Below are 25,440 nucleotides of genomic sequence, written 5' to 3' on the forward strand. Positions count from 1 at the left end.
TCCTCCTAGGGGGTTACTATGCAAACTCGAACTCTCACTTGTTCCATTTCATTAACCACAACCTGTGTTACTTTGTCATCAACTATACATATATCAATTTTTTCTACATCCGCAAATTTCGCAAAGGCTACCTTCCCCATTTTTGTATAATCTGCTAACAAAATAACTTGCTTGGCGATATCAATCATCTTAGTTTTTGTAGCTGCTTCCACAATATTCGGGGTTGTCAGCCCGGCCTGCAAATCCAATCCATTTGTTGCCATAAAAGCCTTATCCACCCGCAGCATACTAAGGGATTGTTCCGTAATCGGACCGACCATCGCTAACGTGTTTTGCCGTAACATTCCACCGGTAACAATAACCTCTATCCCGTCCATTCCCCGTAACTCCTGCGCCAAAATAATCGAGTTAGTTACTACTTTTAAGTTAGAAAACCGTTTCAGTTCTTTAGCCAAATATGCTGTTGTAGTCCCTGAATCAATAACCAAGGTATCTCCATCCTGAATAAACTCTGCCGCTTTTTGAGCAATACTTTCTTTTTCTTTCCGGAACTTATCTTCTTTTTCTAAAAAAGTCGGTTCAAAATTGACATTTTCCAAGCAAACGGCACCACCATGAGTCCTTTTTAGCAGCTTAACATCCTCTAACTCTTGCAAATCCCTGCGCACTGTCGATTCTGATACCTGAAAAATTTTCCCAAGTTCTTGTACAGAAGCCCTTGTCTGTTTTTGGAGATACTCAATAATTAGCTGCTTGCGCTCTTCCTCATACAACATCTTACTATCTTCCTCCATATTTCGCGTCATGCTCATTTGTGATTGTTTGTAATTGTTTTTGATTGTTTTTGATTGTTTTTATTATATTGCGATAATTTATAATTGTCAATAACCCCTACGTAACTTTTTTATTCTTTACCCAGTGCACACTTGGCGAGTTGCTTTTTCACTTCAAAGTAACACAATACGAAAACCCGCGAAACTTTTCGCGGGTTCCTTTTATCTCGTTATTTAATTAGAGATGATCCGACACCTTGTAAATCCAACCTTGTAATTGAATCAACGTGATTCAAAAACCCGTCACCTAACTTATTTTAAATTACACTTTGAAACGCGAAGTCATTTGATTTAAACCACCTGCTGTATCTGCTAGCGCTTTTGCTGCTCGGTTAATCCCATCCAGTTCCTGACTGACGCTGACTATGCTCTGGGATACGTCCTGCGTCCCTGAAGCACTTTGCACAATGGTAGCGGCAACAGATTCGATGGCACGGTTAACTTCGTTCATTTCACCAGTCACCTGCTGCAATTTAAAACCAATATCTGTGGTAATACTTAGAAATGCGTCAGCGTCCCGCTTGTACTGTTGCCCAACATCCACAAAGGCATCATAGTCCTTGCGGACTGTTTGATCAATAAACTGCAATAGTTCATTGCTATTGCCAACCAATTCACCGATCGCACCTTGTACTTGTTTCGTAAGATTTTGAATACCGCCAACCACATTGGCTGATTCTTCTGCCAGCTTGCGCACTTCTTCGGCGACCACCGCGAAGCCACGACCCTGTTCACCAGCCCGTGCAGCTTCAATGGCGGCGTTTAATGCCAGTAGGTTTGTCTGTCCGGCAATAGCCGCTATAGAAGCAGCCATAGTAGATATTTCTTCCACTATTTTGGCATCAGCGATAGCCTGAATCACCCGCTTGCTGATGTCATCATACAAGTCCACAGCAGATTGACGCGAAGACTGGGCATTTTGTTGTAGGTTGAGGGCCTGCTGTTCCACACCTTTGGCCACATTACTGCCCTGTGCCGCGTTTTGTGTAATCTGCATTACATTGGCTCCTACATTCTCAGCCGACGCAGTTATTTCTTCTGTAGAAGCGGAAACAGTCTGCAGTCCGGCCGAAACTTCTTGAGTCGAAACGGCTACACTATTCGCCGCATTGGCTGATTGCCCGGCGCTGGCGGTAAGCTGCTGGGAGGAGGCCGCAAGTAGTTCTGCATTCTTTTGCATCTGCTGAATGATATTTTTCAGATTGGCTCCCACGGTATTGAACGCTATTGATAATTGTCCAACCTCATCATTTGACGCTATATGTATAGTTTGAGTCAAATCACCTTCAGCCATCTTTTGCGCTGCTTCTGTAAGGCGGGTGATCGGCTTCGTCATTCGGCCTGCGATAAAGTACATAAACACACCAGCTAGCACTATTGCTATACCAGCAATAAGTATCGACTGATTTCGAATGACGGAAATTACACTTAAAGCTTCCGCTTTACTCTGGGTGGTGCTCACCCCCCATGACGTACCAGGTATTGATGCATAGCCTGCGTATTTTGATATCCCTTGAAATTCATATTCTCTGGCCCCTATTTTCCCATCAATCGCCGCTTTTGTCATTTCCTTTAGTTCCGGGGCAACGGCATCGGTCAAAGGATTGACTTTCAATGCGACTTTATCACTAGGATGAATAAAAACCAGTCCTGAACGTCCTACAACATAGGCATAGCCATCTTTGCCAAATTTTCGGTCTAATACATAGCTGTTAATGCTATCAATATTCATTGCTGCGGCCACAAAGCCTTTGACTTGACCATTGTTTCCCGTTACCGGGGATATCCCCACTGCAACCAGTTTGCCGGTTGCTTTAGAAACCACCGGGTCTCCGGATACAATAGTACCTTTCTTTTGTATGGCATCTTTGAAATAGTCACGTTCAGCTACCGAGCCGCTTGTCCCTTCACTTGCCTGATAGCGTCCGTTCATATCCACATAGAATAGAGTCTCTATAGTCGACTGTGTCTGCTTTATTTCCGCCAAACGAGCGATGATAACAGCCTGATCCTCAGACTTAACTTTTGCATCCATTGCAATAAATTCAACCTTTGCTTTTATCGCCGCGACGTCCTTACCAATTCCTTCGGCGGTAGCTTCCGCATTGCTCCGCATCTCTGCCTCAATCTGTTTGGACAGTGCTTGTTCACTGCCTCGAAGACTAAAAAAAGCAGAAACACTTATCGACAAAGCCACCACCAGACAAACTGCAATAACCAACTTTGTTTTCATACTTCGTAATCTAACCCCCGCCGTTTTTACATCTTTTGGCATGTTTATCACTCCTCCTACAATAGAACTAAATATATGATTGATCCTATACTGTCAAGAAGTTCTTAGTATAAACACCACAAAATGAACAGGATGCTCCTTTCTGCCACAGCGAATGGTTATGCACTATAATTTGAATTATCTTTATATTTCGATAATATTAGCTAATATCCTCTCTGATCTAGTAATATTGATATTATTATTTTAAGTTGTTCTTCTATATTATCGAAAAAAACTATACTTCCCGGTAATGCAAAAAGGGCCGTGCTGAAATGCTTACGTTTTCAGCACGGCCCCTTGATTTTCTTGGAACGGTCAACGAATTCGATTTAACGTCAGCAAAGCTTAATTAACCAATATAGCCAAAACTGGCAATATCGACCATATAAACCTCCACTTGAATGGGCCTGCAGTCATTGAGTTAAGCTCCGTTAGCCGCTTCTGCAAGAGACTCGAGCTTCTGCGCAGTGGCTGCCGTTGTCTGCACCGCTTCCACTAGATGGGCAATTGCATCCGCAACTTGACCTGTTACACTAGCGATTTGTTCAGTCTGTAGGCTTGTATTATCACTGTCACCCTGGATCGCGTGGATAATTGTTTCAATTTTTTCCACAGATTCGCTAGTGCTGGTAGCCAATTTTCGGATCTCATTGGCTACCACACCAAAACCACGTCCTTGATCACCTACCCGGGCAGCTTCGATAGCGGCATTCAGCCCTAGCAGATTTGTCTGCCCGGCAAAGGACCGGATCAAAGCTAAAACCTGATCAGTTTCTCGTACTCTTTTTTGAGATAGGTCAGCTGTTAACGCTAGTGTTCGGACGACACTTGCTATTTCTTCAGTTTGAGCTGATATCTCCTCTGATGTTCCTGCTAGCGTGTTTATACTGTCATGAAGCTCCTGTGACATTTTCCTCAGATTTTCGATATTGTCCACAGATTCCTGTATAGCAGCAGTTCCTATCACATCGCCGTCATCGTTACGCAAGGGAATAACAACAGCTATAATGGGAACACCCCATGTTTCGGTTGGTATCCTGCGAATTATCGCTTTTCCTTCCCGCAATACATCAAAAGAAGCCATTCCGGGTTTTACGGGTGCATTCAGCGGTATAGTAAGACTAAATGTCTTTGCCGGTTTAAAAAAGATATGTTTTTCCCGGTCAGTCATCGACATACTGTGATCACCGCGAATTAAGTCAGAAAACATTGGCAGCAACCGCATATAATGAGTTAACAACTCTTGATTTTTCTCTTCTGCTACGTCCATATGTCCCACTTCCTAGCTTAACAGCCTTCTTTTACTTCAACTCCGGCTAACTTTTCATAGAACTGAATAATCCCGGCGTGGTCATCCCCTATATGCCCATCTACCTTAAGCGCGTGCATAATTTCCAAAAGCTGGCCTGTCAGTGGTAGCGGTACTCCAATGGTATGTGCAGTATCCATTACATTTGTAATATCTTTCAAATTAATATCCAATCGGCCACCTGCTTTAAAGTTGCGTTTCACAACCATTGGTGCTTTTGCATCCAAAACAGCACTACCAGCTAAACCGCCACGAACAGCTTCATACACCTTGGCCGGATCAACGCCTGCCTTTTGTGCGAGTACTAACGCCTCTGACATTGCTGCAATATTAAGATTTACCATAATTTGATTTGCCAGTTTAGCCACCGAACCACTACCATTACTGCCAACTAAAGTCACGCTCGTACCCATTGCCAAAAGCACTTTTTCGATTTTATTCAGATGTTCTTCAGGCCCTCCAACCATGAAAGCGAGCGTAGCATTGATGGCACCAGGTTCTCCCCCACTTACCGGAGCATCAAACATGATACAATTATTCTTTGCTACCACTTCAGCAATGCTTTTCGAATCAACTGGCGATATAGAACTCATATCAATAATGATCGTTCCGGCAGTTGCTCCTTTTAATAACCCTTTTTCTCCGGTCACTACATCCCAAACATGATCTGCCTTAGGTACAATCGTAATGACTATATTACTTTTTTGCGCAAGCTCCATAGGTGAATCCGCCCCACAGGCGCCAGCCTCAACTAAAGTTGCGACAGCCTGCGGGTTAATGTCAAAAACGATTACCTCATAACCGGCTTTCAGAAGATGCATAGCCATTGGTTTCCCCATGATTCCCAGTCCAACAAATCCAATTTTATCCATTGCGCTTACCCTCCAAATTTCTCTTAATTCCTAAAAAACATTATAAAATACCTCCAATATTAGTTTTATTTACTTAACATTGGAGGTTTATATTTACAGCATTATCCTACTAATTTTTCTTAGTTTTACTATTTTGCCAGTAATATTTCCACGACTTCTTTAAGTGTATTTTGCTCCCCAACATTTCCAGGAAATATCACATAAGGTATCTGCGGAAATTTACTTTCTTTACCTGTTTGCCAGACTGGTACACCCGGCCTTATTTGACCAAGTACGTTGGCACGTTTTACTTTTAATGCTTTAGTCCCAACATCGCTAGACGTAATACCGCCTTTGGCAACAACAAAGGCCGGAGTTACATTCAATCTGCCAACCAGTGATTGTACGGCATCTGATATTTTAACAGAACGCGCCAGAGCATCTTGCTTCGAATCATTGTCCAACGTTAATAATTTTCGTTTAGTATAAACGACGACTGTAACACCCTGCTTCAACAGTTCTTCTTCCCGCTTTACGACTGCGGCGATTTCTTCCTGAAAACGTTCTTCTTCAAGAACCAAATCAGAATTAAACTCGATAAACTGTATTCCCTCGAATGTTTTTAATTGCTCAACTTGGCTTGTTGTTTTCTGTGTATGGGAACCAACCACTATGATCCCGCCAGTAGCGTCACTGCCTGTTACCATCTCTTGTCTCGTCAAAAGCGGCTTATCCGTGATAGCGCCTAATTCTTTTACAATGCCTGCAGCGGTACGAAACAGGAAATATTTTCCTCGCGCAAGTGCGCGGTAAAGGGCTATACAGAATACTTTTACATCACAAGCATCAATAGCATTGACTACTACTTTCCCAAAATTCGTTACCTGAATCAGTTTATCAGCAATTTCCTCAATGTTGAGTGCCCGCAACTCTTGCAGTGAAATCGTTACAACTTGTTCTTTCTTATAGCAGCCTTTTGATTTTTCTTCAATATACTCGGTCAAATCTGATGACTGATAACCAAATGTTTTGTCTTTGGCAAATTCAGTTTCGCCAGCTGGGACAAGAAAATCCCCATACTGCACATAATGAATGTTATCAATCGTAAAGCGGCCACCTTCCCTAAAATAGGGACAGATAATTTCACCATCAACCTTTAGGTCAGAATAACGCTCGCTTTGTTCTTTTAATATCACTGTTTCCAAAGGATAATGGCCCCTGAGAGTGGAATCGCTGCGGCTAACAATCAGATACTTTTGCAGCTGGTCTTTAGCGACTTGAGCAATCATTTCGCCGATTTCCCGATGCGCTTTACTTGTCTGTTCTTCTGTAAAACCGCGTGAATTCGTCAAAATGTAAAAGACTTTGTTTTTTTCTTTAAAACCGTTGCTAATACTTTCGTAAGACCAATCCGTGTACACGGAAATATCATGCACAGTCTGAATACCGGTTGGATCATCATCCAGCACAATGATTTTATGCGGATCATTCTTAACAGCCTGTACTAACAGTGTCTGTATATAATTTTCATTTACCGTCGGATATGATTGTAAAATATCAGCACTCAGCTTTTGTAGTGGTTTCATTTCTTCAATCCTATTCATTTGCTGAATATATTAAAATGTTGTCTTGCCTCAGCCGGACTCATCGGTTCTTTATCCATAGCTCTAAGAAGTCGTATAGTCTTTTCTACCAAGGGAACGTTACTATCGACTACTGTATTAGCATCCAAATAGTTACTATCTTCAAAACCAATTCTAACGGTACTGGCCCCCATTCCCAGAGCCGCCGCAATAATGGAATAATCCCGTCTGTTGGCATGAGTGATGCCCCAGAGAGCCCCCGGCGGAATCATTTGAATCATAGCAGCCAATGCTTGCGGCGTGGCTGGAGCTTCTCCTTTATGCCCCAAAACAATACTAAAAAGAACTGGATTGCAAAACTCATATTGTTCCATAAGTTCTTGCATCGCATAAGTATGGCCTATTTCAAATACTTCTACTTCCGGTGTTTTTTTCATTTTTAATAACTCGCGGACGCAAAATTCCACATCACCAATTGGATTGCAATAGACAGCCTTACCCAAATTGGTGGAACCAACATTCAAAGAACAGGCTTCTACCAAATCCGAGTACAAGGGAACACAACGTTCCTTTATGGTCAGGTTAGAAACACCACCGGTTGACACTTCAATGATGATATCAGAATCCTTACGAATCAGCCGCAGCGTTTCCTCCAGGACACTCATATCTGTAGTCAGGTTCCCCTGGGCATCGCGTACATGCAAATGCACCATAGCAGCTCCTGCCTTATAGCAATTCAAAACATCTTCAGCAATTTTTTCCGGAACAATTATTTTATCTGTTGCAGCTACCGGAGCAACTGAAATCATTACCTTATCCATTTTTTCCCTCCCATAACAAACTTACCTATCACTAGCAGCTAAATACCGTCGCTTAAAAAATGATATGTGTTTTTTTACAATGTCTTTCACAAAACCGACCTGGCTTAAGGACAACTCCGAAAAATGCGGCTGTTTATTAGCTAAAAGCTTCGTTGTCTTGTCGACAGCATATACGGAGATTTCTGTATTGATATTGATTTTGGCAATACCGTTGGCAATGCAGCCTAACATATCTTTCTCAGACAATCCTGAGCCGCCATGCAACACCAGTGGCATTGCCAGCAGTTTATTGATGGTTTCCAATAGATCAAGGCGTATATTAGGTGCTGCTTTATACAATCCATGTACGGTCCCAATCGAAACAGCCAATGCATCAACCTGTGTCGCTTCCACAAACTGCTTCGCTGCCGTGGGTTCGGTATAGACTTCCACATCTGACACCGAGCCTTCGTGAGAACGTTCTCCAGCCGCCAAGCATCCCAGCTCAGCTTCCACCGAGACACCACAAGCATGCGCTATCTGACAAACCAGTTTTGTATTTTTTATATTCTCCTCAAATGGCAATGCCGAACCATCATACATGACTGAGCCAAAACCGATACGAATGGCGCGAAACACCGTATCTAGATCACTACAATGATCCAGATGCAAGCAAATCGGTGTTTCGCTTCCCTCTCCCAGACTCTTTGCCATGGAATATGCCGTTTCCAGTGACATATTCTTCAGGTACTTGGCACCAAAAGCCAAAATAACCGATATTTTTGTCGCGTCTGCTGCATCGATAATTCCTTTAAAGGTTTCATAGTTATAACCATTAAAAGCACCTATCGCATAGTTATTGACATAAGCTTCCTTGAGGATGTCGTTTAAATTTACCAGCATTGTGAATGCCCCTTAAAAGTTTACTTTTTCCCAATACCGATAATGGGTTTCCACTACTTCATTAATCTGATCCCTGGCTTTTTCTTTTAAAACACGCAGCATATCTTTGTGCATTAGCAGAAACTGCTCTGTCGCTTTTTCGTTGATAAACTTCTCTGTCGCCTTCATTCTGGATTTTCTGGTAATTTGATCTACATAAAAGCCGATTCCTTTTAATAAAGCATTTTCGGTAATATCAACCAGTGCCATATGAAACGCGATGTCTGCTTCAAATATATCTTTGGCTTCTACATCTGCTGCTGTAATCTTTTTTTCAAGATCCTGCATCGCCTGTTCCACTTTATGCAAGGAGTCTAAATCCAGCTTATCTATCGCCAATTGGAGTATCCCAACATCAATTATTTTACGAAGTTCCACAATTTGATTCGCAGAATCTTTTTGTAAAATAATCCCATACAGAACAGGGTATAACATTTTGCTGTCATAACCTTGGTTTACAAAGGTTCCTTCTGCCCGTTTGATCGTAAGAACACCATAAGCTACTAATATCTTAATTGCCTCACGAACAGAATTTCTGCCGACCCCCATAGATACACAGAGTTCGTTTTCAGTCGGAATCTTATCGCCTGGCTTCAACTCCCCATTGATGATAGCATTCGTAAAATTATCTACAATCTGCTCTACAACAGATTTGCCACCTATTTCTCTTAAAAAAGTTTCTTTTACCATATGGACCTCCTGATGTTATTTTGTTTTTTCAGTATAACATCATACGTCGGTCCAACACAATCCTAAGACACTATGTGATAAGATACTGGTTTGAAAACGTTCGATTACAATTATGCAGTTTCTTATAAACTAATCGCCGCCGCAGCCACTTTGACAGCAACCTCACCATCTTCTTTCAGCCCGCCGATGCCGACTGCACCGATGATCTGTTGCTGATCATTATATATCGGCACACCGCCTGGCATCCCCACAAATCTATCATCAGCAAAATAGGAAATGTTGAGATTGTCCCGTTGCAACCGCAGCAGGAAGTCAGCAGTACTTACACCCATTCTTGCAGCAGTATACGCTTTATTAGGTGTCAGGTTGATAGTTAATAATTTGGCACCATCCAGCTTATTGAACAAAACGGTAAATCCGTCCTTATCACAAACAGCCACACTAAACGGTTTTGCTCCATATTCTTTCGCAACGATCTCTTCAGCATAATTCCCTATTTTTTTTGCTAATGCAAGTGTAATATTTTCCAATATATTCAACCCCTTTATAGTAGTTGCGTATCTATCAATAGTAAGCAAATCTTAGGATTCTACAACACTTTCCCCATTTCCAGCGGCAGCTGCTTTTTTTTCTTCTTTTTCGCGCCAGTAGCTTGCCAAGGTTGGGCCAGTAAGATTGTGTACTAAATTAAATATGGCAGCCGGTATAAAAGCTAACGGAGCAAGATGAGCTATTGCCAACGCCATCGCCAAGCCACCATTTTCCATGCCTATTTCAAAAGAAATCGCTTTAGCTTTGAAATGCGGCATTCCTACACCACGCGCAGCCCAATACCCTGTTGTAAGACCAAGGATATTGTGAAGAACTACGGCTACAACAGCGATCAAAGCAACATTAGCCAGCGAACCGGCACTGAGAGCAAAACCTGAACTAGTGGTAACAAATATAGCAATAACAGATACGATTGGAATAATCGGCATAATTTTATCAACAAACTCAGAAGCAACCGCCCGAATAACTGCCCCTAAAAATACGGGAATCAAAACAATCTTCAATATATCGAACAAAATAGCCTGAGGATTAACAGGGACTATGGAACCAACCAGGAATGTAAACATAAACGGCGTAATAAACGGCGCTATAACAGTATTGATGGTAGAAACCGTTATAGAGAGTGCGGTATCTCCTTTAGCCAAAAATGTCATAACATTACTGGCCACTCCACTTGGGCAGCATCCGACAAGGATAAGTCCTGCAGCTAAAGCCGGTGGCAAATCAAGCAGCTTTGTTAATCCAAACGCAATAAACGGCATGATCATATACCGCAAAACAATACCCCAAAACACATCTTTAGGCCGCGAAAAAATCAGTTTAAAATCATTCACTGATACAGTAAGCCCCATACTCAGCATAACCGCCATAATACAATAGCCAACATATTTGGATAATGGCTTAAATGTTTCCGGAGTCATATAGGCAGCAATAACACCCAAAATAATCCACAAAGAGAAAAACCTCGTAATGAATTTTACGATTTTTCCTAATTTTTCAATCATTTCTTTCGCTCCTTTTACTATAATCTAAAATTTTTACCATCAACAGCGGAGGTTCAAACCGTCCCGGCCTATCGGCTGGGGACGGCACCTCTATTTTTTATTTATGATAAGTTTATTGCAGGGAACTGATAGGAACATAAGAGTTATTTCATTAAACCTTGTTTCACCAAAGCCTCTTTAAGCGCTAACGCACCGAATCGCGGACTGGACAGAACCGGCTTCCCACATTTTTGATGAATATATTCTTCACAGTAAGCCATAGAACCTTGTGCAAACAAAATAACATCAACCTTGTCACAGATTTCGCCCGCATATTTCGTCATCAGTTGTTTGAACTGTTCTTGATCAAGTCCAAAACCACCGTCAACCAACACATCCACTAATTCTACATGCTTGTTCATTTCCCGTGCTACCCGCATGATGGTATTCTTGGTTGGAACCAAAGTCGTTTGCAGCGTAGCCATAACACCGATACGTGCTCCTGCTTTTACAGCTTCCCGGCACATTTCTTCGTCGATACGTACGATTGGAATGCCAGTATATCTACCAATATCTTGAGCAGCATCAGCTACTTCTCCAACTGATGAACAAATATTAAGAATAGCATCTGCACCATCAGATACCGCTTTCATAAACATGCTAACAAGTCTAGCCGCCGGGGGCGCCGTTACATATCCGTTATCTCTAACTTCTGCAATAATCGACGGATCTTGGCTGCTGATTATCTCGGTATCCTTCGGAAGTAATTGCCGAACCTCTTTTTCTACCAACTCAATCAATTCTGGTGTGGTACCCGTATAAACTAAAGCTACTTTCATTAAAAAGCCCTCCTTATATTTAGGATGTACTACATACTACATCCTACGTTGATGGTCATATTATCTCATATTCTAATTTAAAAGTAAATAGAAATAATTTAGAATTTTATATTATTTGAACACTTTATTAATTTCATTAGCTAATCACCCCCTATTACCGCAAGTATGTATTGTAGAATCTTTCATGAGCTGGTTGGGGCCAGAAATGGCTATTTGTCTTGTAATAGACAAATAGCCATTTCTGTTTTGTAAAAAAGATCCCGATTTACATGTTGGAGGTGGTATCATACCACGAGAGTATTTAATTTACTTTAGCGAAAGCGCCGCCCACCCACAAAGTATTTTTTATTCCAGTTATCAAAGGAACTCACCGTTACCAACCCGGTAGCGCCCGGCCCTGCACCAACTGTATTCTGCGCATCAATATATTTCCCATTGCCGATATAAATCCCCACATGCTCTGGTTCTGCACCATTCCAAGAAAAGAACACCAAATCCCCTGGCAGTAAATCCTTGAAACTAATAGATTCCTGGGAATGATACTGGATGTCAGCAGTACGTTCAATAGTTATTCCAAGCTGTCCAAGTACATAGTAAGTAAATCCGGAACAGTCAAAGCCGGTTTCTGGCGACGAACCACCCCACGCATATGGCTTGCCTTTCATTTGCATCGCAATATTAACAATTTTACCGCCTAGACCTGCCGGCGCCACTTGTGCCGGTTCCGTTTTTCTGTCGCCACCAAAAACAAGTTGTGCGGAACCATCATGAATATCAAATTTTCCAAAAGTCACCAGCTTGGCATCGGCACCTTCAGGAAAAGCTTCGTCCTCATAATAGCGAAATTTACTTGGTGTCACAATCATCTGGATATCATCACTTATGTCACCGCCATGCCATGCCGTGCTGAATGCAAACGCGTACGGCAACTCTTTAGAATTGGGGAAAGAATATTCTTTCTGGCCGTTGGCCGGCACGTTGTACCAGCCAATACAAAGCCATTTGTTAACGGTTTCATCATAATACAGCATCGAAAAAGTCTTAGGCTGGTCATAGCGATTATCTACGGTAAGTTTAAGAGCCTCCGCAGGTGGTGCAACTATCATCAACAAAACTAAAATAATCATTAGCTTTCGTATTACTTGTACCAGCATCTCTGTTCATTGCCTCCTAATCACGCCATAATGTTCTACTTTTCTCTAATGTTTTGCCATAATTTATTAAAATGCCTCTATGGTTCTTCCATCAAAACACCTCGCTTCAATAATAAAAAGCTAATTCATTTATTACAATAATAAAATGAATTAGCTTTTTGCGATACTATCCGAAAGTATACTCTTTTAAAAATCCAGTTAAGAAAACCATCACTGGCTCATCCTACGATACTAAACCCGAAAATGGCTGACGGCAGTCTGGAGATCCTGGGCCAGCTTGGCGAGACTCTGGCTGGATGAGGCAATTTCCTCCATGGATGCCGATTGTTCTTCTGTTGCCGCCGACACCGTTTGTGCTTGCCCGACAGATGCTTTACTGTATTCGTCAATCTGTTTCACAGAAATTACTACGTGCTGGCTGCCACTGGCCATCTGCTGCATAGCAGCGGAAATTTCCTTCACCTGTTCAGATGCATGCGCTAGCGTTGCCGCAATTTCTTTAAATGCACGTCCTGCTGTAGTGACAACTTCTGTCCCCACTTTAACCTCACGGGTACCTTCATCCATAGCAACAACGGCTTTATCAGTGTCCCCCTGAATTTCACTAATCAGTGCGGCGATTTGTTTTGCCGCATCTTGTGATTGTTCCGCCAATTTACGAACTTCCTCCGCCACGACAGCAAAACCCCTGCCCTGTTCACCCGCTCGTGCGGCCTCAATAGCAGCATTAAGCGCCAATAAATTTGTTTGCCCGGCGATACCGGATATCGTATCGACAATCTGCCCTATTTCTTTCGATCTCTCGCCCAGCTTAGCAACGACTTGTGCAGAATTGTTGACAGTCTGTTCAATGTTTGCCATTTGGCTGACAGCCTTTTCCACAGATTTGTCACCTTCTTTTGCCGATTCAACTGCTCGCGACGAATTGGCCGCTACCTGATTGGCAGTTGCAGCTGCTTGTTGAATACCAGCTGACATCTGTTCTACCACAGCAGATGTTTCGTCTACTGCATTCAAGCTCTTTTCTGCGCCCTGTGCAATATCGCTAATTGATCCGGCTACTTGACTTACAGCCTGTGCCGATTGTTCGGCGCTTGCGGTCAATTCCTCAGACGAGGCTGCAACCTGTTCAGCATTTTTCTGTACTTGCTGAATCAAGCTCTTCAAGTTAGATCCCATTTCATTAAAAGCTGCCGATAGTTGTCCAACCTCATCATCTGAAGATACACTCACGGTCTGAGTAAGATCACCGTCGGCCATCTTGTTTGCCGCCCCCACTAAACGCATAATGGGATTTGTCATTCTAGCAGCGATAAAGTACATCGATATTCCGCCTAGTAGCACGGCGATGACGGCGAAGAGAATAGCCTGATTCCTTATATCATTAATTCTTACGAAAGCTTCATCTTTAGGCAGCGATGTACCTACCACCCACGAAGTCCCCGGAACCACTGCGCATCCGGCAAACTTCATGCTGCCATTGAATTCATACTCCTTCGCCCCTTTCTTGCCAGCAAGCGCCGTCTTCGCTAACTCAACAAGTGCCGGGCTCATATCATTACTTAAAACATTCTGCTTCATGGCAACATTTTCATCAGGGTGTATGAAAACCATACCCGATTTTCCGAATGCGTAAGTATAACCTTGCTTGCCAATCTTCCGGTTTAGGACATAATTGGTAATGCCGTCTATCTGAATTCCTGCAGCCAAATACCCTGTAATCTGGCCCTGATCTCCTTTTACCGGAGTTATCGTTACGGCCACCAGTTTGCCAGAGAATGTCGATACAACCGGATCGCCGGATATTACCGTTTCTTTTTTTTGCAGGACTTCCTTGAAATATTCTCTATCAGCAACTGATCCTGCTGCCCCGTTAGCCCCAATATACCTACCGTTAGAATCGGCAAAAAGCAGGTTCTCGATTTTGGGCATTGATTTTTTCATCTCTGCCAATCTCGCAACCACAATATTGGGGTCGCTCGATTTAATTTTATCGTCCATAGTGATAAATCCCACTACCGCTTTCATTGCTGCCACTTCCTTGCCAATCCCCTCTGCTGCAGTTTCCGCACTCTCGATCATGTTCTCCTCGATTTTTTCATTAAGAGCCATCTGGCTACCTCTTAAATTGAAGAACCCTGCAACTCCAATGGAAATGGTCAATACTAAGCATGCAAAAATAATTAACTTGGTCTTGATGCTTTTTGTAGAAAAGTTTGCTACCTTATCTGTTTTGAGCATTCTGATATCTCCTTTGAAATATGATTATATAATAACTGGATTTCATTCCCACAAGTCAAGGTTTCACTGTAATCTAGGAACAGGCTTACCCATCTTTACATTGGACTGTCTGATAAATATCATTTAACACCGCATACAATTCTTTCTTCTTTTCCTCAGAGAGATCAGCCAAAAGATTTTGTCTATGCTGCCCCGCAATACTATCCCATACTTGATACTGGTTTTTAGCTAGTTCAGTCAAAAAAACTTGTTTTTCGCGCCGGTCAACGCCTGCCTTTCTCATTATATAGCCTTTATTTTGCAGTCCAACTAAACTTCGCGATACAGCTGATGGTTCAATATTCAAGTAGGTCGCTAACTCGCCCTGCGTCATCATCCCTTTTTCCATTAGCGTTAAAATGATACCCCACTCTGAAAAGTGCAGATTATAAGGACTAAAATTGCTATTTAGGCTTCTAGAAATAGTGCGAGTGAGCTGAAAAAGCTGACGCATTATTAACCCGTTTATTTCCACTATTACCTCCTCATGATTAGTTGACTAATCAACTGTTTCGAAAGTATTTTACTACAAAAATACAAATATAGCCATTACTATATACAATCTGACCTAATTTATCCGATTTGAGGCCAGTTTTCGCTACATTCTCCCACCAGCCTTGTAAAACCAGAAAAATAGGTGTAGTTAGTATAAACAAAAAAAGTACCAGCTTTACGCTGATACTCATTACTCTCTGATATTCATAAATAGCTTGAACGTTAAAATCACATAGCGTCAAAAAAGTTCAGTGCCCCCTTAGGTAGAGCCAGTACTATTGCTGATTTTCCCCTTGCAACAGGGCCCCTTGCATCATTTTGCGTTACTTATAGTTAATCGCGCCTTTGCCAGAGTTATTATAATAGTACGTAATTTGTGAGATTTGGTTTAAATCATAATCATTCTTTTCCCAGGTCCAAACATGTCCGCTGCCGTCTTTGACTCTGAAATTCCACCACTGGGTATCACTGGAATTGTCAAAGCTGATTTCAATGCTGTCGCCTGCTGCCAAAGACGTACCTTCCATCAGGTTTTCTTCCCAATTATCACTATTAGCCGGTGCTACCCAAAAACCAACGATACTATAAGGCGAATTGTTCACCAAAGTAAAATCCTGGCTTCCGGCCAACCCCACACTTGGCAACGCCATCATCACCACCAACAAACACATACCTACAAGCAGTCTTATTTTCGAACAACCCATACTACACACCTCCATTAATGTTTAACGTTCTGAATTTGCATCATGTAAACAGGCCCTGTTGCAAAGGCACCCCCCTATTGCCTCACCACTCTTCCAAACATGAACCATCAATCGTCAGTTTGCCCCGCTAATGAGTGGTAAAACGTATGTGCCGGTATGAAATATACTGACATTAATAATTGTATAACGTAATTATTCTTAGCGATACTATCCGAAAGTATATACTTTTCTATTTTAAAAAAACCCGCGAAATTTTTCGCGGGTTTCAGTGATTCTGAATTTAGTGATTCTAATGATCAAAGTGGAATTTTATGTGGCAGTTATCATTATGGCTTTCAGACTTAAGCCAGTCAACATGCTGCTTAATTAGAAAACCAGATAATTTTAAAAATGCTGTGTCATCTTGTAGAAGTTCATCTTGCGTTGGTCTTATGTCTGGAAATTGCATCAATGTACCCTTATAGTAAAGCTCCACATCAAGATTAAATTCATCAAAGCTGGCATCTACGTTGACCTCTTCTTGTGTTAATCCTAGATTAGCCGCAGATTCCATAAATTCATTGAGTACTGCCGATGCACGATTAATAATTTCTTTTCGTGCACCCCACGCAGCTCCGTGAGCTTCCATGAAATTGGCAACCTCTTCCGAAGTGGTGACACCGGGAGTCATTTTAATCACGTGATGTTTGGCAACACCAACACGGAATAGCAAATTAAGAGAGATAGCCGTTATACTCGAAGCAGCCAACGAGGATTTGAAGAAAGGCTGCATATAAACAGGAAAGGTTGATTCAAAGCCGGGAAACATCTCAACAACCAGACCGGTGACGAAGGCCAAACCCAAAACAAAAGATTTGCGTGCATCCAGCATACGCGAAGTGCAAATCTGCATTCCCGACGGAACTACGAATGCTATTGACATCATGAGAATTGCCCCCATAATCGGTTCTGGCATGATGGCAAATACAGCTGCAATTTTAGGAAAAAAGGCCAATATTATGAATGCCGTACCCACACAATACCCGATATAGCGGCTAAGGACTCCGGTTGCGATGGACAACCCCATACTACTGGAACTGGTTGTTTGACCCATTGTTCCACATAATCCGCTGATTATTGTCCCGAAGCCTTCAGCCAACAAACCACCACTAATTGTATTCATATCCGGCCTGGTCCAATTCGCATCATTCATTTTCTGACAAACAGTTATGTTACCCACTGTTTTTATGCTGGAGCAAAATGCCACAAGTAAAAATGGTATTAACAATTCTATGTTGAACGACCAACCGATATGGTTAATACTAGGAAAAGCCATCGCAGGCGCTGCCGATATTTTTTGTAAATGTTCCTCAGTAAGCACACCAGTGAAATAAGAGACCAAAAAACCCACCACAATGCCGGCTAATACCGAATATTGCCGCAAACTTTCATTTCCCCACACATGCATAAACATAATTACTCCTAGTGTGACAAACGCTATTATTGCTTCCGATCCGTCAGAACCTTTTCCGTCTCCTACAAAACTAAAAAAAGAGTATTTGATCAGAGAAATTGCTAGCATCACAATAATTAAGCCCGTTATTTCCACCGGGAACAGTACCCGCATTTTGTGTACCACTCTGCTAAACAGTGCTTGCGCTATTCCCGCCACGACTGTCATTCCCAGCATCAGGTGTAGGCCGCCAGTCTTAATTGCCAAAACGGAAACAGGAAAAAATAAGGAATTCGTTTCCTGAGCACAGAAATACCCGGAGCCCACCGCTCCTTTATTGCATGACTGTAATATCGTCCCAATTCCCATAGTGATCATCATTAAACTTACCAAGCTTTGTGCCAGTTCTGTTGAACCGCCAATTGCCGAAACAATAAGCACCGGGAACATTAGATCAACAGAGAGTGCGATAATTTGTTGCAATACCAACGGCATCAATGTTCGAAGCGGCGGTTTTTCATCTACATCGTAGATAATATCGCTTGGTTTCTTGCGTTTCATATTTGACACAGACAACCTCCCTTTACTAAAAAAAGAACCATACCAAAATATTCTTTGCAATCCACGAATTTCCTGCAAATTCATAAACGCCTTTTCTATTTTGGATTCCACCACTTAAGCGCAAAAATAGACGTCATTTCAATAAAATAAAGTTTCTCTCCAATTTTTAGTTTTTTGAAAGGTTTTTTCTATCAGACTTGTGAAAATGCTTTGATTCCTATATCATTAAAATGCAGTTAGGTTTTCTTAAGATATTCAAAGGAGATGATAGTAAATGAAAAACTATCGACCGGACATCATGCGAATTCTTTTAGGTTTGTTGCTGCTTACGCTGGTGATGGTGACTGTACCAAATCCGGCTTCAGCCGCAAACACAGCCACGCTGGAATTGATTAACAATCGACCAGAAATTGTATATGTAACTTTTCATGGTTGGGATGCCAACCGTAATACAGATTATACCAAAGGCTGGTTTATTATCAATCCTAATTCCTCTACTACAATTACAATCGAACATTATGGTGATTGGGAACAAGTCCTTGGTTTGTATGCCATATCAAACAGTTGCGTCTGGCAAGGCGATCCCAATGCGAATCTATCTGATCCAGATATTTCGTCACCAGTTAATACCGCTAGTAATTTCCAATATTGGGGTAAAGGTGGAGAATATGTTAGCTCGAAGGATTGGACAACTGTCTATTTCTTTTCTATTAAGGAAAACGGAGCCCACGGTCAATTTTCCTACTCCTTTGAATAATTGAATCTCGCCCGTATAGCGGGCATTTTCTTCGCTATGTTTAGATGCTGGGTGCGAAACCAGACCTACATAAGCAAAAGCCGCCAATTGTCTGCACGATTACAGATAATTAGCGGCTTCTCAATCTTTGAACAACCTTAATTTCACTTTGTATCTAGCCAACTATTCTTACGAATTAACTTGTGGCCCCTCAGTTGTAGTCTCAGTTGCATCTGTAATCGTAATAACCGCATGATTCAGCACATATTGGACTGCCTTGTCTGCTTTTAAATCAAACGACACTTTGTTAACTAGTGGACCAATGTTCTCTTTTTTGGCGTTTTCTCGTGCCATACCGATACTAATACCGAATGCCTCAATGCCATTATTTAATTCTTCGTCAGTTACTTCGAAATTCTTCTCTTCAATAATTTTTTCCAACAGACAATTGGATTTGATAACTATTTTAGCGTTTTCCCACATTTGTTTTTTGAAACTTGCAAAATCCATATTGTTCATCTGAAGATACAGTTCAATGGTTCCTCCCTCAGCTTTTAAATGGTTTGTAAACTCCTCTAGCATCGACTGAGCTTGCTGCATGACAAGGGGTTCGGGAACATCAAACTCACATGCATTCAATAAAGCCTTAATAACAGCTTGTTTTTTCATATTCAAATCACGCTGAGAAGCCATTTCAACAATCTTTTGCTTAGCGTCTAAACGTAATTCCTCCAGACTATTCAATTTTGCCACTTCCTGGGCAAACTGATCATTTAATTCTCTAAGTTGAATGTTTTCAACATTTTTTACTTTTACCTTGAAAAATGCATTTTTACCAGCCAATTGAACTGCCGGATGTTCTTGGGGAAAGCTAACTTCAACATTCAACTTATCGCCTTTTTTTACCCCCACCAATTTTTCCTCTAAGCCAGGAAAAAATGAATCTGAACCAAGAATTATCTTACAATTTTCTTCTTTTCCCCCAACATCAGTATCTTCTACTGTACATTCATAATCAATGGTTACTGTATCTCCAAGGGCGGCATGTTCTTTGGCCTTATCAATGACTGTTTTGTTTTTCGAACACAAGTCTTGCAAATATTTCTCAATATCCTTTTCAGTCACTTCGTACGGTTTTGGTACTTTGATTTCTAAGCCTTCCAGTTTTCCAAGGCTAACTTCAGGTTTAACTGGTACACGCACCTTAACATTAACCGGTTTTCCTTTTACGATATATCCTACTTCAATATCAGGTTCGCCAATAGTTTTTAAATTCAGTTCCTTAATGGCAGCATAATATTCATTTGGTACAACAAAATCAATAGCATCTTCATAGAGCACTTCTGGTCCATATTTCGATTCCAATCTTGAACGTGGTGCACTCCCTTTCCGAAAACCAGGGATATTATATTTTTTAACGTTCTTTTTATACGATTTTTCAAGACCTTCCTCAATTTTTTCTGCTTCAATCATAAACTCCAAGTAAGCTTCACTGTTTTCTACTTTTTCTAATGTTGCATTCATAAGGTTCATACTCCTTTTATTCAATTATCGATCCAATTTTGAGGCTCCTACTTAAATAAAAAAAGAAGCCTGATTTACCAGACTTCCTTCGCACAATAGGGGCAGGCATAAAAATTACTCTTCATACCCTTCGGTCATTACTTCCGGAATGGAAACTAATGACTCGGAACTCATCTTTATTATATAATTTTCTTGAAATTTCTATAAAATCCTGCAAAAAAGTCAACTAGTTACCCGGAAAACTTTTCGACAATTTACGACAAATTTCTACTCTTTCAGATTATTCCACGGATAAAACAAAGTAAGACGCCATACGCTATGTAATAAGGTGAACAAATGTACCAAAGAGTTAAATTTTCGCTCTATAACAGTTAGCAAGCACAACAGGCTCAGCGAGACCGAAACGATCGACGCCAGAAAGCTCTAAAAATTCATAGCAAATCTATAAATTGGAGGAGATATCATGACTAAGCCCGAAGCTTACCCTGTAGAACCGCCAAATGCCCCTAGGCGTACAAAGAATAATGACAACGATATACCTGAACCACTTTCAGGATCTAAGAAAGTAAAAAATCAAAGTCACACTGGTCAGCGCCACGGAGAAGGCTCCTGAATTTTTATTACACAATGGCGAATACCTAAATTTATAACCGCTAATAGCCATTACGACAAATGAAGTTAAGCCCCCGGCTTCACACACGCCGGGGGCTTAACTATATATCAACCAGTTTTTCATCAACAAAAAAGCTGCAACCGATTATATATGTTGCAACTCGTTTGTAACGTCATTCGGATTTTAAAATATCCGCTTGTTCCTTATGGGCAGCGGCCTTTTTCTCAGCGACTTTTTTCAGTTGTTTTTTCTTATTTTTAGGGCTTTTATCTCCCATTCGTTAAACATCTCCTTTTATCTAAAACCTATAATCATTATACCACCCTTTGCCATATAGATTATTTCAATCGCTCTACCCATTGCCTTATATCCGCTCAAAAAGAAACTATAGAATCTAAGTTATTCATAGTTTCCGCTAATTTCTCCCGAATCAGCCCGTTTTCTCACTTTTTCTCAATATACCATTTTTCGTCCAAATTACTTTATCTTGTTCTTTTGGGAAAGGGACAAAAATACTATTTCATCGATTGACATGTATCGCAGAAAACCGTGCATGTCGGATCCTCTCGCATATGGCCTGCGCCCCATTCGGCCAGCTTCATCAAAGGCGGTATTATGCTCTTGCCCTTGTCAGTCAATGTATATTCCACTCTTGGCGGAACTTCATTGTACTGCTCACGATGGACAATACCGTCTGCTTCCAAATCTTTTAGCGACTGCGACAACATCATATTTGTTACACCTGTCAGCTTACGCTTGATACTGCTGTACCTTGTCGGCAATCCACTGGCAAGCATACAGATTATTGGCAGTTTCCACTTACCGCCTACAACATCGATAGTATAGCGAATAGGGCAAAGTAGATTCTCTCCAGCATAGGTTTCATCCACATCCACAATCTTCTTATTCATGCATACTCTCCTCGTATATGGTATGGTTTTCCATACTTAATCATTAAAATCTGCGTACTTGTATTAAACTGATTTTGTAATACAATAATAACATAAAACATTATAAAGGAGCGATTTACTATGAATGAAATTATGGATTTTTTATCGGCAAGCAGGGTCTTTTATCTGGCAACAACCGAAGGAGGTCAGCCACATGTTAGGCCAATGGGGTTTGTAATGGACCATGACGGAAAACTGGCTTTTGGTACTTCTAATCAAAAAAATATGTACAAGCAGCTTGTGGCCAATCCCACAGTGGAAATCTGTTGTGTTGATGCCAAATATACTACCCTTCGCATCTGCGGTAAAGCGGTATTCTGCACCACAGCGGAAACACAACGCAAGGCACTGGAGATAATGCCTGCTCTCGCTAACATGTACGCCGTAGGCGATGGAAAGTTCGAGATATTCTATTTGGACAATATCCAGGCAGTGTGCCAAACTATGTCAGGTGAAAAGAAGATATTGACGGTTTAAAGAGCACCTTAATGAAATTTTCTCCCTGGGCGAGACGGAAGTATGCGCGCGATAGCGTGAATGCTTTCGTCTCGCACCAGGGAATTATATTTTACTGGTGCAATCAGCCTGCATACCGATCTCATTTGTAATCATCAAGTAGGTTCTTTTGATTAACTCTGTCATTTGTCCTCGTCATTTTTTTATGCCTATTTTCATACCATAAAGCTGCTTCGTCAACAAAAGCCCGCGCCGTTTTTTCGGAAATCTTTGTATTTTTTTCTTTATCGATAAGCTTGGCACGTTCTCCCAGCAATAAACGGTAATACTTCCGGGAAAGTTGCGTCTCTTCATTTATTTCTGCTTCAATCATAGCAATGGCTCTGTGATCTGCAACTGTTGTCAGCGCCAATAACTGCAGTTGTGGCTTACACTGAACTGACTCAGACGTTCTTCCTGCGTCCACGGCTTCCCGTAAAAACCTTCGACCACACCGCGCAACGGTATCTGTGCCATAGCGATCGCACTGTGGTCAAAAATCAAAAGCATCATCAACAAAAATCCAATACGTAATATCAGCAGCAAAAAAATACCCCCGCTCTTACTATTCAAGATCAGCCCGCTAAGCGAGAGACCTGTGCTGTGCCATTTCAGAAACTCCACTTAACTCTTCTTAACAGTAAACTGTTTCTAGTCTATTGGGAATGAGCTCCTATTTCTGAAATGTAGTTCCACTAGTTATCTGTATTTCTGTTTAATCTAGTTACTTCAGGTCGGCTTGAGATTATTGATTCTGGTTCGCGCATCCGCGTATGTATATGATTGCCCTTAAATGGGTCAGAGAAGACCGTCCCTAACCCAATTATCAGTAATAACTGCCCAATAAGTACCTCAATCGCTACAAACATCCTTGCAAATGAGGTTTTAGGAGAAATGTCCCCATAACCTACAGTTGCAACTGTAACAGTACTTAGATATAGACAATCGGCGTACACTTTCCATTTATTACTATCTAAGTAATAGATTACTCTGCTCCGAGGAAGTTTTGCTGTCTCCAATATGTTTTTTAGTGGTACTTGACCTGTAATATTTGTCAAAAATAGCACGCTCTGATTTTCCGGCAGTTCCCAAGAATCAACACTAGACCATAGTCTCCCCCCTATTCCTTGGAATGCATTTTCATTATTAATACGCAAATTATTCTCTATCATGTAATCTTTAACTTCAACAGTGTCATGTACAGATATGCTATTATAGTAAAAATATTTATTTGAAGCATCGAATAGATCATAAACAAATGATAACAATAAAAAAATTCCTGCGAATGATACAATAACATATAGATATCCAGCCAATATGTATTTAAGGCGAGCAATACTTGTGAATTGAAAATCAAATATTCTAGTTAAGAAAAACCACATTACCCTGGTAATTATGGCAAAACAGAAAAGAAAAATAACTATAGCAACTGCTATATGAGAGCCCTTTCTAATATCAAAATACTGACCGACTAAATCTGGAAATACCAGTGGTACGATAACTGATACTATTGCAATAAGAAATTTTTTTTTGCTGTTAGCCATCTTGACCCCTTCCTCACATCTTAAAACGTATTTTCCTATACAAAAATACTAAAATTATCCGCTAACGCCCCACATTTTTGTAAATGTGCTAAAACAAGGGTTAGTTATAATGATTTTTGAATGTAGCCTCACGATGTTCTATATTAACCATTAAGTAAAGAGACATAATCCACCAGCAAAGGTGAATTATGTCTCTATTTCTTTAGCTACAATATTTTTCCTGCTACATTTACAAATTTTCTTCAAATTAAGCCTCTTCAAATTGTAAGCCTTAATTGCAAAAATCCGTTTATTTCTCGCACATGTTGTCTATCAATATGAGAGTATCGCCATTAAATGTTAAAACACTGCTTCCGTAGGACCAAACTGAATCGCCACTTCCAATAGGATTTTCCGATATACTGAGAGGAGACCCCCAGCTTAGCTCTACTTGTTTTTTGGTCATTTCCTTGTCTACTAAGCCAGCATCAATTTTATCCCATACCTCCTCAGACCAGCCAAAACTGGATCGAGGGTCGTCTTCTGTAAACAGTTCTTCCTGCCAAGGCAAGGTCTGTTTCCAGTCCGAAACACTTATATTGCTCCAACTATATGCAATTGGCATTATCGCTCTTTTCCCATCAACCGAAACAACCAACCAGATTGGTTCATTGGTGCGGACTCCGTCATAAATGTTAACAACCTTAGCCTCACTGCCAATTTTGATAGGTATGACTTGGGGTGCGCTCCCACTCCCAAGACTGTCTTCCATTTGTAAAAAACGTTTCTTTACATATACTTTTTTACCCAGGAACTGGCTGCGCGCCTGATTTAAATCAGATTCCAGTAATAATCCCTCCAGTTGACCGCGCACTGTACGCCCTACCAACTTCATTCCCGTATTTACTTCTGTCATATATATGAGATACTCGGTCTGACCGGTACCGGCAGGAAAATCAATTACACTAGTTACCCTGACTCGTTTGTAAACATGCGCAGCGTACGGAAGCCTAACCGAACGATCTCCTACCCAGCCACGGTCGGCATCGGTAGTTTTAAAAATTTCATAGCCTTCTTCCTGCCGATCCTTGGGCATTGAATGAAACAAAAAAGTTTGCCCGCCCCACTGTTCAGGAGTCAAACTGGGCGAAGCTGTGTCCGCAGCTGATACTCCAACTGGCACACTGAATTCCATAAATACCACCATTAGAAACATAACTAAAATGTACCGCAAATTCATCACTCCTTCCTTTATTGCCAAAATATAATTGGCAAAACCCTATTTTTAGAATATTCTTCTTTTTTTATATGGATTCCTG

At 41.2% G+C, this 25,440-nt stretch carries 25 protein-coding genes and 1 riboswitch; of the genes, 3 read left to right on the top strand and 22 right to left on the bottom strand.

Annotated features, from left to right (window positions below):
• Positions 1–5: 5 nt before the first annotated feature.
• The 16 genes from ACZ449_RS14050 to ACZ449_RS14125 all read right to left on the bottom strand — a co-directional run bounded on the left by ACZ449_RS14050 (position 6) and on the right by ACZ449_RS14125 (position 18,280).
• Entirely contained in the window at positions 6–776 is a 771-nt protein-coding gene (locus ACZ449_RS14050) for a DeoR/GlpR family DNA-binding transcription regulator (protein WP_464261597.1), read from the bottom strand.
• Between the two features lie 319 nt (positions 777–1,095).
• Positions 1,096–3,108, bottom strand: coding sequence for a methyl-accepting chemotaxis protein (locus tag ACZ449_RS14055; protein ID WP_464261598.1), 2,013 nt, complete (start codon positions 3,106–3,108; stop codon positions 1,096–1,098).
• 418 nt (positions 3,109–3,526) lie between these two features.
• Positions 3,527–4,375, bottom strand: coding sequence for a methyl-accepting chemotaxis protein (locus ACZ449_RS14060; protein ID WP_464261599.1), 849 nt, complete (start codon positions 4,373–4,375; stop codon positions 3,527–3,529).
• Positions 4,376–4,392: 17 nt separating this feature from the next.
• Positions 4,393–5,286: a 2-hydroxy-3-oxopropionate reductase gene (gene garR, locus ACZ449_RS14065; RefSeq protein ID WP_464261600.1), complete on the bottom strand. Its 894-nt coding sequence runs from the start codon at positions 5,284–5,286 to the stop codon at positions 4,393–4,395.
• A gap of 128 nt (positions 5,287–5,414) precedes the next feature.
• Positions 5,415–6,851: a four-carbon acid sugar kinase family protein gene (locus tag ACZ449_RS14070; protein WP_464261601.1), complete on the bottom strand. Its 1,437-nt coding sequence runs from the start codon at positions 6,849–6,851 to the stop codon at positions 5,415–5,417.
• A gap of 14 nt (positions 6,852–6,865) precedes the next feature.
• Complete coding sequence (locus ACZ449_RS14075; protein ID WP_464261602.1) at positions 6,866–7,669, bottom strand: beta-keto acid cleavage family enzyme; 804 nt, start codon at positions 7,667–7,669, stop codon at positions 6,866–6,868.
• A 21-nt stretch (positions 7,670–7,690) separates the two neighbouring features.
• Complete coding sequence (locus ACZ449_RS14080; RefSeq protein WP_464261603.1) at positions 7,691–8,551, bottom strand: class II fructose-bisphosphate aldolase; 861 nt, start codon at positions 8,549–8,551, stop codon at positions 7,691–7,693.
• 12 nt (positions 8,552–8,563) lie between these two features.
• Positions 8,564–9,280, bottom strand: a complete 717-nt coding sequence (locus tag ACZ449_RS14085; RefSeq protein WP_464261604.1) for a FadR/GntR family transcriptional regulator — start codon at positions 9,278–9,280, stop codon at positions 8,564–8,566.
• A 122-nt stretch (positions 9,281–9,402) separates the two neighbouring features.
• Positions 9,403–9,810: a GlcG/HbpS family heme-binding protein gene (locus tag ACZ449_RS14090; RefSeq protein WP_464261605.1), complete on the bottom strand. Its 408-nt coding sequence runs from the start codon at positions 9,808–9,810 to the stop codon at positions 9,403–9,405.
• Between the two features lie 51 nt (positions 9,811–9,861).
• Positions 9,862–10,836, bottom strand: a complete 975-nt coding sequence (locus tag ACZ449_RS14095; protein WP_464261606.1) for a bile acid:sodium symporter family protein — start codon at positions 10,834–10,836, stop codon at positions 9,862–9,864.
• Between the two features lie 143 nt (positions 10,837–10,979).
• Positions 10,980–11,654 carry an aspartate/glutamate racemase family protein gene (locus ACZ449_RS14100; protein ID WP_464261607.1) on the bottom strand — a complete coding sequence of 225 codons (675 nt, stop codon included), beginning with the start codon at positions 11,652–11,654 and terminating at the stop codon, positions 10,980–10,982.
• 311 nt (positions 11,655–11,965) lie between these two features.
• On the bottom strand, positions 11,966–12,808 hold the full coding sequence (locus tag ACZ449_RS14105) for a C40 family peptidase (protein WP_464261608.1): 843 nt from the start codon (positions 12,806–12,808) through the stop codon (positions 11,966–11,968).
• Positions 12,809–13,039: 231 nt separating this feature from the next.
• Complete coding sequence (locus ACZ449_RS14110; protein ID WP_464261609.1) at positions 13,040–15,049, bottom strand: methyl-accepting chemotaxis protein; 2,010 nt, start codon at positions 15,047–15,049, stop codon at positions 13,040–13,042.
• 85 nt (positions 15,050–15,134) lie between these two features.
• Complete coding sequence (locus ACZ449_RS14115; protein WP_464261610.1) at positions 15,135–15,563, bottom strand: MarR family winged helix-turn-helix transcriptional regulator; 429 nt, start codon at positions 15,561–15,563, stop codon at positions 15,135–15,137.
• Positions 15,564–15,906: 343 nt separating this feature from the next.
• Positions 15,907–16,287, bottom strand: coding sequence for a hypothetical protein (locus ACZ449_RS14120; protein ID WP_464261611.1), 381 nt, complete (start codon positions 16,285–16,287; stop codon positions 15,907–15,909).
• Between the two features lie 289 nt (positions 16,288–16,576).
• On the bottom strand, positions 16,577–18,280 hold the full coding sequence (locus tag ACZ449_RS14125; protein WP_464261873.1) for a uracil-xanthine permease family protein: 1,704 nt from the start codon (positions 18,278–18,280) through the stop codon (positions 16,577–16,579).
• A gap of 274 nt (positions 18,281–18,554) precedes the next feature.
• Here ACZ449_RS14125 and ACZ449_RS14130 point away from each other — a divergent pair, with 274 nt between their 5' ends.
• Positions 18,555–19,037 carry a hypothetical protein gene (locus tag ACZ449_RS14130; protein WP_464261612.1) on the top strand — a complete coding sequence of 161 codons (483 nt, stop codon included), beginning with the start codon at positions 18,555–18,557 and terminating at the stop codon, positions 19,035–19,037.
• Positions 19,038–19,205: 168 nt separating this feature from the next.
• Here ACZ449_RS14130 and tig read toward each other — a convergent pair whose 3' ends face one another.
• Positions 19,206–20,540 carry a trigger factor gene (tig, locus tag ACZ449_RS14135; RefSeq protein WP_464261613.1) on the bottom strand — a complete coding sequence of 445 codons (1,335 nt, stop codon included), beginning with the start codon at positions 20,538–20,540 and terminating at the stop codon, positions 19,206–19,208.
• A 67-nt stretch (positions 20,541–20,607) separates the two neighbouring features.
• A riboswitch (molybdenum cofactor riboswitch) is annotated at positions 20,608–20,721 on the bottom strand.
• Positions 20,722–21,003: 282 nt separating this feature from the next.
• Between tig and ACZ449_RS14140 the strand changes: the two genes are divergently transcribed.
• Positions 21,004–21,153, top strand: coding sequence for a small acid-soluble spore protein P (locus ACZ449_RS14140; protein WP_464261614.1), 150 nt, complete (start codon positions 21,004–21,006; stop codon positions 21,151–21,153).
• Positions 21,154–21,668: 515 nt separating this feature from the next.
• Here ACZ449_RS14140 and ACZ449_RS14145 read toward each other — a convergent pair.
• Positions 21,669–22,064: a winged helix-turn-helix transcriptional regulator gene (locus ACZ449_RS14145; RefSeq protein ID WP_464261615.1), complete on the bottom strand. Its 396-nt coding sequence runs from the start codon at positions 22,062–22,064 to the stop codon at positions 21,669–21,671.
• Between the two features lie 120 nt (positions 22,065–22,184).
• On the opposite strand from ACZ449_RS14145, the gene ACZ449_RS14150 reads away from it, so the two are divergent.
• A complete protein-coding gene (locus ACZ449_RS14150) occupies positions 22,185–22,580 on the top strand; it encodes a pyridoxamine 5'-phosphate oxidase family protein (RefSeq protein WP_464261616.1) in 396 nt (131 codons plus the stop codon).
• A gap of 121 nt (positions 22,581–22,701) precedes the next feature.
• Here the strand turns inward: ACZ449_RS14150 and ACZ449_RS14155 are convergent, their stop codons facing one another.
• The 4 genes from ACZ449_RS14155 to ACZ449_RS14170 all read right to left on the bottom strand — a co-directional run bounded on the left by ACZ449_RS14155 (position 22,702) and on the right by ACZ449_RS14170 (position 25,361).
• A complete protein-coding gene (locus ACZ449_RS14155) occupies positions 22,702–23,025 on the bottom strand; it encodes a hypothetical protein (RefSeq protein ID WP_464261617.1) in 324 nt (107 codons plus the stop codon).
• Entirely contained in the window at positions 22,962–23,144 is a 183-nt protein-coding gene (locus tag ACZ449_RS14160) for a beta-N-acetylglucosaminidase domain-containing protein (RefSeq protein WP_464261874.1), read from the bottom strand. The genes ACZ449_RS14155 and ACZ449_RS14160 overlap by 64 nt, the downstream gene beginning before the upstream one ends.
• A 149-nt stretch (positions 23,145–23,293) precedes the next feature.
• Entirely contained in the window at positions 23,294–24,142 is an 849-nt protein-coding gene (locus ACZ449_RS14165) for a potassium channel family protein (protein WP_464261618.1), read from the bottom strand.
• Between the two features lie 289 nt (positions 24,143–24,431).
• Positions 24,432–25,361, bottom strand: a complete 930-nt coding sequence (locus ACZ449_RS14170) for a hypothetical protein (protein WP_464261619.1) — start codon at positions 25,359–25,361, stop codon at positions 24,432–24,434.
• Positions 25,362–25,440 lie beyond the last annotated feature (79 nt).

The organism is Desulfosporomusa polytropa (assembly GCF_055380075.1).